Here is a 9,589-nt window from a genome sequence, read left to right on the forward strand (position 1 = left end):
GTCGGATACCGGGCATCGATCTGCGCCAGCGCCAGCGTGTACAGTGACCGCGCAGGGGGAGCGAGCGCAGCCGTTCTTGGGGGGAAGGGAATGAATCAAGCGATCCGACTGGCCGGCTTCTTCGCCGCGCACGGAGTGTGGTGCGTGGCCGACGGCGAGAGTCTGATTCCGATGTACGCCTTCGAAACCGCGCAGGGCGAACGGCAAATGGTCCGCTACGCCAGCGAGCAAGCCGAAACCGGGGTCGGCGAGGGCCGCGCGCGGCTGGCATCGAATCCCGATGAGGCCCGCCACGCGGTGCTGGTGCACGACGGTTACCTCACCCTGCCGTCGGGCCGCACCGACGCGCTGATCCTGAGCGTGCGCGATTTCGCCGGCGATCTGGCCGCGACCGTGGCCGTGCCCTACCGCAACGCCGCCCACCCGCAGGGCTTCGCCGTGCACCGGCCCAAGTTTCTCGATTGGCGCGGCGCCAGCGACCCGGACTACGACACGCTCGGCGAGAGTTTCTTCGCCGGGGTGGAAGAGCACGAAATGGGCGACCGCATCTGGCAGGCCAAGCTCGACGATTCGGTCTGATCGCCGCCCGGCCCGCGGCCGCCGGGATTGATCCGCGTCACAGAAGCGCAGCGCCGAAGCGGAAACTGCAATCTGCCGCGTGGATGATGGCGGGTCTTTCGCGCCAGCCCTGGGCGATGCATCCACCGCTCGGCCACCGATGGAGAACCGCGCACCGATGAGCGATCCGCAACGCCGCCGTTTCCTGATCGGCCTCGGCCTGGGCGGCGCGGCCTGCGTGGCCGGGCCGGTGGCGATGTGGCGCTGGACCGGCGGCCACGGCCATCGCCTGGCGTCGGCGCCGGACCTGCAATTGCTGCCGCCCGATGCGCGCTTCGTGCAGCCGCTACGCTTGCCCGGCGGCGACGGGCTGATGGCGGAGATCGACCTCAAGCAGCCGGTCGCGCTGACCGCGCGCGCGATCGAGCAAGGCTTGTTCCCGGGCGCGCCGACCACGCTGTGGTCCTACGTCGGCAAGCGCGACGGGCGCGATGCGATCAACCCGCTGCTGCGCGCGCGCCGCGGCGAGCTGATCGATGTCGGCTTAGACAACCGTCTGGCCGAGGACACCACCATCCACTGGCACGGCCTGTCGGTGGATGAGGCCAACGACGGCAGCGGCCTGCATCCGGTCGCCGCCGGCACCAGCCGCCGTTATCGCTTGCGGGTCGACAACCGCGCCGGCTTGTACTGGTACCACGCCCATCCGCACGGCCGCACCGGCGTGCAGTTGCAGCGCGGGCTGGCCGGCTTGCTGTTGATCGAGGACGAAGAAGAACTGGCGTTGCGCGCGCGTCTGGGCATGCGTTGGGGCGAGCGCGACTTGCCGCTGATGATCAGCGACAAACAAGTCGGCGCCGACAACGCCATCGTCTACAAGGACGGCGCCGACGACTGGATCGGCAACCGCGTGCTGGTCAACTGGACGCCCGAGCCGTACCTGGAGGTGATCCCGGCCTGGTATCGCTTCCGCCTGGCCAACGTCGCCAACGCGCGCATGCTGCGGCCGTGCTTCATGCACGGCGACAAGGCCTTGCCGATGCAGTTGATCGGCTGCGACGGCGGTTTGCTCGAGCGCGCCTGGCCGGTCGACGACGTGTTTCTGGCGCCGGCGCAACGGGTCGATGTGCTGGTCGACTTCGGCGCGCTGGCGCCGGGCGAGAAAGTGACGCTGCGCAGCCTGGACTACGTGGCGATGGAAAACGAAGACGAATCCGGCGCGTTCCTGCCCGATCCGATGGGCGACCATCCCGGCGCCGCGGCGATGGGCGAGCCGCTGGATCTGATGGAGCTGCGGGTGATCGAGTGCGCGCCGCGCGACCGGCCGCCGGCCAAGCTGCCGGACCTGCAGGCGCTGTCGAAGATCGAGCCCCTGCCCGACACCGCCGACTGGCCGGTGCGCGGCCTGCGCCTGCGCATGGACGAAGAAGGCCGCTGGTTCATCAACGACTGGAACTTCCACCTCAGCGGCCACGAACCGGCATTCTCGATCAAGCGCGGCAGCCGCGAGGTCTGGGAAGTCCGCAACAGCATGACCAGCATGCCGCACCCGATCCACCTGCACGGCTTCCAGTTCCGGGTGCTGTCGCGCGCGATCAGCCCACCCGACATCCGCGGCCGTCAGGTCGCGCCGGGCGGCTTGAACCCGCAGGATCTGGGCTACAACGACACCGTGGTGGTGTGGCCGGGCGAGATCGTGCGGCTGGCCATCGATTTCGCTCAACCCTTCACCGGCACTCAGCGCTACATGCTCCATTGCCACAACCTCGAACACGAGGACATGGGCATGATGCTGACCTTCGCGGTGACCGACTGACCGCGGCGCGCTTACGCGTCGCTACTGGAGCTTGGCTATGCCGCGTAGTTTCGTTCGCTTGTCCGCGATGTCGTTGTCGATGGCGCTCGCACTGTGCGCCTGCACCGCGCCCACCGGCGGCGACGCCGGTAAGTCCGCCGCGCCAGCGCCGCTGACCGCGGCGGAGCTCGGCGATGAGAAGGCCAAGATCAGCTACATCGTCGGCCGCGATTTCGCCGCCAGCATCGAACCGATCCGCGGCGAACTCGACGAAGCGGTGGTGCTGCGCGCGATCCGCGACGCCCAGGCCGGGCGCGCCTCGTTGTTCGACGACGCCCAGAGCAAGCGCATCCGCGAAGGTTTCAGCGAACACCTGCGCGGCAAGCACGACGCCGAGGTCAAGGCGATCGCCGCGCGCAATCTGAGCGCGGGGCAGGCGTTCCTGAAGAAGAACGCCTCCGCGCAAGGGGTCAAAACCACCGCTTCGGGCCTGCAGTACCAGGTGTTGAGCGAAGGCCGCGGCAGCCACCCCAAGGCCAGCGACACGGTGCGGGTGAACTACATCGGCAAGCTGCTGGACGGCAGCAAATTCGAAAGCACCTACGACACCGACCATCCGGCTGAGTTCGTGTTGGCCCAGGTAATGCCGGGCTGGACCGAGGGCGTGCAGTTGATGACGCCGGGCGCCAAGTACCGGTTCTGGGTGCCGGCGGCGCTGGCTTACGGCGAGCGCGGCATGGCCGGGCAGATCGAACCGAACTCGGTGCTGGAGTTCGAGATCGAGTTGCTGGAGATCGCCGGGCAGGGCGCGCCGACGCACGATGAGTGACTTTGGTGTCGCGGCGACGGATGGAGCTCGCCCTTAAGAGCGACACTCCTGGCGACCAACCGCGACGATGCTCTCACACCGTCATTCAACCGCGACGATGCGCCCACACCGTCATTCCGGCGGAAGCCGGAACCCATTTTGACGTTGCTGTTGCTGTTGTCGTCTGAAGTTACGAGCAAGAGCAAGATCAAAATGGGTTCCGGCTTCCGCCGGAATGACGGTGTGGTGAGGTTTCGCGCAGGGTTGGCTTGCGGAGTACCGAGTACCGATTGCCTAGCCGGCGCAGTGATGCGGCTTGGGTCGAATCGCAAGCCGGCGATTAGCCGAGAAACTCCCGCTGACATCGATAAACGAACTCGCGGCAGCGGCCGCCGATACTCAGCAGCCCGCCCGTTTTTGTGCTCCCGATTCGCCGCGTTCCAGCCACCGAATCCAAACTTGTGACGCATGCCGCGTTGGTCGAGATCGCGGCAGCCAAATCCGTCGCAATCGTGTAGCACTTTTCCCGCCACACTCCGCAGCCATCGTCGGCGGTATCGGCGCGATACCGCCCCAGCCTTCCCAGCCACTCCCGTCTTCGGAGACAGCCAGTGAATTCCAAGCTCAAGGGCGCGCCCGCCTACGGCGCCATCGCCACCCTGCTGATCGGCGCCGCCGTCCTCGCGCCCGCGCACGCGGCGCAGCGCACGCTGCAACTGTCCGAAGACGACACCCACAGCAAGCCGATCGCCGCGGCCGCTTCGCTGCGCGCCACGCCCCTGGCCAAGGCCGCGGCCGACCGCGTCTGCGAAACCGGCGCGCGCTGGTTGCGGATCGGTTTCAAGGAACTCAAGTTGTCCGGCTACGACTCGCTGGTGCTGACCAGCAGTGGCGGCGACAAGCTGGTGTTCGAAGGCGGCCACTGGAACGAGCGCAGCTTCACCACCCGCGCGCTGCGCGGCGAGTGCGTCGACATCAAGCCTTACTTCAGCCAGCCCGCCAGCGGCTTCCAGCTCGACCGTTACGAGTACAGCGCCACGCCGCTGGAAAAAGCCACGGTGGTGGTGGCCGGCGCCGGCGATATCTGCGACACCAGCGGCAACGCCTGCCAAGGCACCTCCGATCTGATCGTCTCGATCAATCCCACCGCGGTGTTCACCGCCGGCGACAACGCCTACAACAGCGGCACCCTGAGCGAATACAACAACCGCTACGCGCCGACCTGGGGCCGGTTCAAGGCGCTGACCAGCCCGTCGCCGGGCAATCACGACTACAGCACCTCAGGCGCCAAGGGTTACTTCGATTACTTCAACGGCGTCGGCAATCAGACCGGTCCGGCCGGCGATCGCAGCAAGGGCTATTACAGCTGGGATGTGGGCGATTGGCATTTCATCGCCCTCAACACCATGAGCGGCGGCACCGTGGCCAGCGCCCAGGTCACCTGGCTCAAGAACGATCTGGCCGCCAACACCAAGCCCTGCACCGCGGCGTACTTCCATCACCCCCTGATCAGCCGCGGCAGCTACAGCGGCTACAGCCAGGTCAAGCCGTTCTGGGATGCGTTGTATGCGGCCAAGGCCGATCTGGTTCTGGTCGGCCACGACCACAACTACCAGCGCTACGGCAAGATGAATCCCGACAAGAACGCGGCCAGCGACGGCATCCGTCAGATCCTGGTCGGCACCGGCGGCCGCGCGTTCTACGACATCAGCGGCAGCCACGCCTTGCTGGAGGCCAGCAACGACAACACCTTCGGCGTGCTCAAGCTCACTTTGACCGCGACCGGCTACACCGGCGACTTCGTGCCGCGCGCGGGCAGCAGCTACACCGATCATTTCACCGGCACCTGCAACAAGGGCGGCGGCAATCCGCCGGGTCAGAGCCAGACCTTCAACAGCGTGCGCGACGTGACGGTGAAGTCCGGCGGCAGCCGCGACAACAGCGCGACCTTGTTCGCCGACGGCAGCGACGGCGGCCAGACCCTGCGCGGCCTGATGGCGTGGGACGTCTCCGCCGCGGCCGGCAAGACCATCACCGGCGCGCAAGTGAAGCTGCAGATCACCGACCGCTCCACCGGCACCTACGACCTGTATCAGGCCGGCGCGGCCTGGACCGAAGCCAACGCCAGCTACAGCGGCGTCAGCCTGGGCACCAAGATCGGCTCGATCGTGCCCAGCGCCACCGGCGCGCAGACCCTGACCCTCAACGCCGCCGGCCTGCAATTGGTGAAGAACTGGGCGTCCGGCTCGGTCGCCAACAACGGCGTGGTGCTGTCGTCCACTTCCAGCGACGGCGTGGATTGGTCCTCGCGCGAAGGCGCCAACGCGCCGCAGCTGATTCTGACCTACAGCCCGTAAACCGCACTTGGCGGCCGGCCGCATCGGCCGGCCGCGCGAATAATGACGGCGCCTAAGCGCTGCTGAAATGACGGCGCCTAAGCGCTGCTGATAAAGCCGCGCCGCTTAGCGACCGTCATTCCGGCGAAAGCCGGAATCCATCTTGATCTTGCTCTCGCCGGCTCGGCCAAGGCAGTTCTGTCGGCGGCGACCGAAAACGACAACGCCCGCGAAAGCGGGCGTTGTCGTCTACATCAGCGCGATGGCTTAAGCGGATCGCTCAACCCATCGCCGTCAGCGCCGGACGCGCGTTGGCGCCGGCGCCGATCATCAGCTTGACCGATTCCTTGATCCGTTCCGCGCCGCCGAGCTTGACCGCGGCGATCAAACGATCGCCGATGGTCTTGTGTTCGTCGGCGGCGTTGTTGGCGTGCGCGCCGAGAATCGCCAGACCTTTTTCGGTCAGTCGGTAACGCAAGGCCAGGTGCACGAACGGAACGCCGTTCAACGACTCTTTGACGCAAGCGGTACTGCGCAGATACCCCTCATCCATCAGCCACTCGAACGTCGCACCGCAGGCGAGAACCGCCGCGGCCATGGCTTCGCGATTGGTGGGGTCCACGCCCGGAAGATGACGCGCCGATTCCTCGGCGTTGAAGCGGGCTACGACGGGATGCTGCTCAAGCGCCGCCGCGCAGATCCGCGCGGTGGCAATGCTGAAAACCTCGATGTTTTTCATGTATGACGCCCCCTGACGTCCTTGCTATTTACGAGGGCATTACGTAAAAACGGCGTGATGAAAAAAGATGTAATGAATTGAAAAATAAGGACTATTTCTTGAATTTGGTCGCGTCTGAAATGTGATGCCTGCAGGCCCAACCATGACAAACTGACCCGCCGCGACACAAGCCGTACCCGTTGCGGCACCCGCGCGAACGCGGGCTTGTCAGGTACATGAACGAAGCTTGGTTCCGAAACGCTCAGCTTTCGCTGGGAGCCAATTCGATCACCGTGTCGATCGTATCGGGCAGCGTCGCAGGCAATGCGATCACCGCCTCCGCACCGTCGCGGCGCAAGGCCAGTTCGCGACCGCCATCGAGCAATCGCGCGCGCAACGCGCCGTCGGCGCGCACCCGCAACTCGCCGTCGGCGGGGCGCTCGAACACATGCAGGTACCAGCGCTTGCCCTTGGCGGTGATGCGGCCCCAAGTGACCGGCGCGGTGGGATTGGCCTGGGTGGCGTAGATCGAATCGCCGTTGCGTTGCAGCCACGCGCCCATCTCGCGCAGCCGTTGCACGCTCGCCTCGGGCACGCTGCCGTCGGCCATCGGCCCGATGTTGAGCAACAAGTTGCCGCCCTTGCTGGCGGTGTCGGCCAGATCGCGCACCAGTTCGCGAGTGGATTTCCAGTGGGTGTCCAGCGCGCTGTAACCCCAGGTGCCGTTCATGGTCATGCACGCTTCCCAGTCCACGCCGGCCACGCCCTGCGCTGGAATGGCCTGCTCGGGCGTGGTGAAGTCGCCGTGCGCGCGGTCGAACCATTTCAGGCTGCCTTGCGGATCGTCGTAGCCCAGCGAGCGGTACAGACGGTTGTTCATGACGATGCCGGGTTGCGCCTTGCGCACCATCGCCATCAGTTCGCCGGCGCGCCAGGTTTCGCCTTCGGCGCCGGGGTTGGAGTAGTCCCACCACAGCACGTCGATGGGGCCGTAGCGCTCGACCAACTCGCGCACCTGCGCCTGCAGGAAATCCTGGTACTGCTTGAGGTTGGCGCGCTTGGCGTAACCGGGGTCTTCTTTATCCCCGGCCTTCTCCAGCGGATGCGGCAGCGGGTGTTCCAGGCGGGCGAAGTCGCGGTAGGGATAGGCTGGGTGATGCCAATCGATCACCGAGTGATACAGCCCGACCTTCAGGCCTTCCGCGCGCGCGGCGTCGACGATTTCGCGGACCAGATCGCGGCCGGTGGCGTCCTTGGCATCGAAGTCGCTGACCGCGCTGTCGTGCAGGGCGAAGCCTTCGTGATGCTTGCTGGTGAACACCAGATACTTGGCGCCGGACTGCTTGGCCAGCCTGGCCCATTCGCGGGCGAAGCCGGGCTTGGGTTTGAACAGCGGCAGCATCTGCCTGGCGTATTCGTCGGTGGGCACGTGCGCGTTGCGCTGGATCCATTCGGCCGAGCCCTTGATCGCTTCGCCGTTCCAGCGCCCGGCGGCGCCGGAATACAGGCCCCAGTGCACGAACATGCCCAAGCGCGCCTCGCGCCACCACTGCATCCGCGCATCGAACGCGGCCTGGCTTTCGCTGGGCGCGACCGTCGCCGGTTTGGCCACCTGCGCCGCCGGAGTGACCGCGTGCGCGGCGGGCAGCGCGGCCAGCAGTGCGATCAACGCGACAGTCGCAATACGCGGGGCGGTGGCGAGCGGCATCGGGCGTCTCCGGCATAGGGCAAACCGCATCGAAACAAACGCGCGGCGATGCAGTCAACCGTGGCGCGGTTTGTCGCGGCTTGGACGCCGCCGCGAAATTTCAAATCGCGCGCAAATCGTCGAAACAAATACAAAACGCGGCAATCCGCGCGCGATGCGCGACGCGGCGGCGATCCGCACTAGACTCCAGTCATCGCACTGTCGCGCCGGCCGGCGCCGAGGTTTCATGGATCGTCGCCGCTTTCTCATCAACGGCACCGCCGCGGCGGTAAGCGCCGCACCGCTGGCTTCCGCGTTCGGCGCCCGCCATGCCGAGTCCGCGCAGTCGTCGAACCCGGCGCAGCGGCCGCGTCCGGATCGGCGGCAACTGGCGTGGCAGCGCGAAGAGCTGGCGATGTTCGTGCACTTCACCGTCAACACCTTCACCGATCGCGAGTGGGGCGAGGGCGACGAAGATCCGAAGCGGTTCGATCCCGGCGATCTGGATGCGCGGCAATGGGCGCGCGCGGCCAAGGCCGGCGGTTTCGCCAGCATGATCCTGACCGCCAAGCATCACGACGGCTTCTGCCTGTGGCCGACCGCGACCACCGACCACAGCGTGCGCAGCAGTCCGTGGCGCGGCGGCCAGGGCGACGTGGTGCGCGAGTTCGTCGATGCGTGCCGCGCCGAAGGCTGGGGCGTGGGCTTCTATCTCTCGCCCTGGGACCGGCACGAGCCGCGCTACGGCAGCGGCAAGGCCTACGACGATTTCTACATCGCCCAACTCACCGAACTGTTGACGAACTACGGCCCGGTGATCGAAGTGTGGTTCGACGGCGCCAACGGCGAAGGGCCCAACGGCAAGCGTCAGGCCTACGATTGGCCGCGCATCCACCGCACCGTGCGCGAGCTGCAGCCGGAGGCGGTGATCTTCTCCGACGCAGGCCCGGACGTGCGCTGGATCGGCAACGAGCGCGGCGTCGCCGGCAGCACCTGCTGGGCGATGGTGGATCCGGCGCGGGTGCCGTATCCGGGTTACGACCGGCCCTGGGTCGGCGAAGCGCTGCAACAAGGCGACCCGCACGGCAGCGTGTGGCGCCCGGGCGAAACCGACGTATCGATCCGGCCCGGCTGGTTCTGGCACGCCGCCGAAGACGCCAAGGTGCGCAGCGCCGACAACCTCATCGATTTGTATTGCAGCTCGGTCGGCCGCAACAGCAAGCTGCTGCTCAACGTGCCGCCCACGCGCGCCGGCCGCTTCCACGACACCGACGTCGCCCGTCTGGCCGAGTTCGGGCGAAAGCGCGCGGCGCTGTTCGCAGGCGGCAACCGGCTGGCCGGCGCGCGCGTGCGCGCCAGCGACGGCCAGACGCCCGAACGCGCGCTCGATGGCGATGCGGATTCGTTCTGGCGCGCCGAGGCGGGCGAGGCGTGGCTGGAGTTCGAACTGGAACAAGAGATCGAGTTCGACCTGTTGTGTCTGCAGGAAGCCATCGCCGACGGCCAGCACGTGGCCAACCACCGCTTCGAGATCTGGCGCGACGGCGCCTGGCGGACCGTGGCCTGGGGCACGACCATCGGCTGCAAGCGCCTGGAGCGGTTCGAGCCGGTGCGGGCGCGACGGCTGCGGCTGGTGATCGAACACGCCTACGCGCCGGCGCGGATCGCCACGGTGGCGGTGTATCGC

At 67.0% G+C, this 9,589-nt stretch carries 7 protein-coding genes; 5 read left to right on the forward strand and 2 right to left on the reverse strand.

Features of this window, described 5'->3' with window-relative positions; genetic code table 11:
* Positions 1 to 90: 90 nt before the first annotated feature.
* The 4 genes from V7787_RS51100 (at position 91) to V7787_RS51115 (ending at position 5,518) form a co-directional block, all read left to right on the forward strand.
* Complete coding sequence (locus V7787_RS51100) at positions 91 to 579, forward strand: hypothetical protein (protein WP_336095176.1); 489 nt, start codon at positions 91 to 93, stop codon at positions 577 to 579.
* 157 nt (positions 580 to 736) lie between these two features.
* On the forward strand, positions 737 to 2,374 hold the full coding sequence (locus V7787_RS51105) for a multicopper oxidase family protein (RefSeq protein WP_336095177.1): 1,638 nt from the start codon (positions 737 to 739) through the stop codon (positions 2,372 to 2,374).
* A 37-nt stretch (positions 2,375 to 2,411) separates the two neighbouring features.
* Complete coding sequence (locus V7787_RS51110) at positions 2,412 to 3,182, forward strand: FKBP-type peptidyl-prolyl cis-trans isomerase (protein ID WP_336095178.1); 771 nt, start codon at positions 2,412 to 2,414, stop codon at positions 3,180 to 3,182.
* A gap of 590 nt (positions 3,183 to 3,772) precedes the next feature.
* Positions 3,773 to 5,518 carry a DNRLRE domain-containing protein gene (locus tag V7787_RS51115; protein ID WP_336095179.1) on the forward strand — a complete coding sequence of 582 codons (1,746 nt, stop codon included), beginning with the start codon at positions 3,773 to 3,775 and terminating at the stop codon, positions 5,516 to 5,518.
* Between the two features lie 259 nt (positions 5,519 to 5,777).
* On the opposite strand, the gene V7787_RS51120 is transcribed toward V7787_RS51115, so the two are convergent.
* Together V7787_RS51120 and V7787_RS51125 are read right to left on the reverse strand one after the other, a co-directional pair.
* Complete coding sequence (locus tag V7787_RS51120; protein ID WP_336095180.1) at positions 5,778 to 6,236, reverse strand: hypothetical protein; 459 nt, start codon at positions 6,234 to 6,236, stop codon at positions 5,778 to 5,780.
* A 241-nt stretch (positions 6,237 to 6,477) separates the two neighbouring features.
* On the reverse strand, positions 6,478 to 7,923 hold the full coding sequence (locus V7787_RS51125) for an alpha-L-fucosidase (protein ID WP_336095181.1): 1,446 nt from the start codon (positions 7,921 to 7,923) through the stop codon (positions 6,478 to 6,480).
* A 226-nt stretch (positions 7,924 to 8,149) separates the two neighbouring features.
* Here V7787_RS51125 and V7787_RS51130 point away from each other — a divergent pair.
* Positions 8,150 to 9,589 (forward strand): alpha-L-fucosidase (locus tag V7787_RS51130; RefSeq protein ID WP_336095182.1); only part of this gene is annotated, 1,440 nt, incomplete at its 3' end.

Source organism: Pseudomonas sp. CGJS7 (assembly GCF_036961695.1).

Excerpts from the sequence above, each read along its gene's own strand:
- V7787_RS51105 (WP_336095177.1), top strand. The coding sequence starts at position 737 with ATGAGCGATCCGCAACGCCGCCGTTTCCTGATCGGCCTCGGCCTGGGC.
- V7787_RS51100 (WP_336095176.1), top strand. The coding sequence starts at position 91 with ATGAATCAAGCGATCCGACTGGCCGGCTTCTTCGCCGCGCACGGAGTG.
- V7787_RS51125 (WP_336095181.1), bottom strand. The coding sequence starts at position 7,923 with ATGCCGCTCGCCACCGCCCCGCGTATTGCGACTGTCGCGTTGATCGCA.
- V7787_RS51110 (WP_336095178.1), top strand. The coding sequence starts at position 2,412 with ATGCCGCGTAGTTTCGTTCGCTTGTCCGCGATGTCGTTGTCGATGGCG.
- V7787_RS51120 (WP_336095180.1), bottom strand. The coding sequence starts at position 6,236 with ATGAAAAACATCGAGGTTTTCAGCATTGCCACCGCGCGGATCTGCGCG.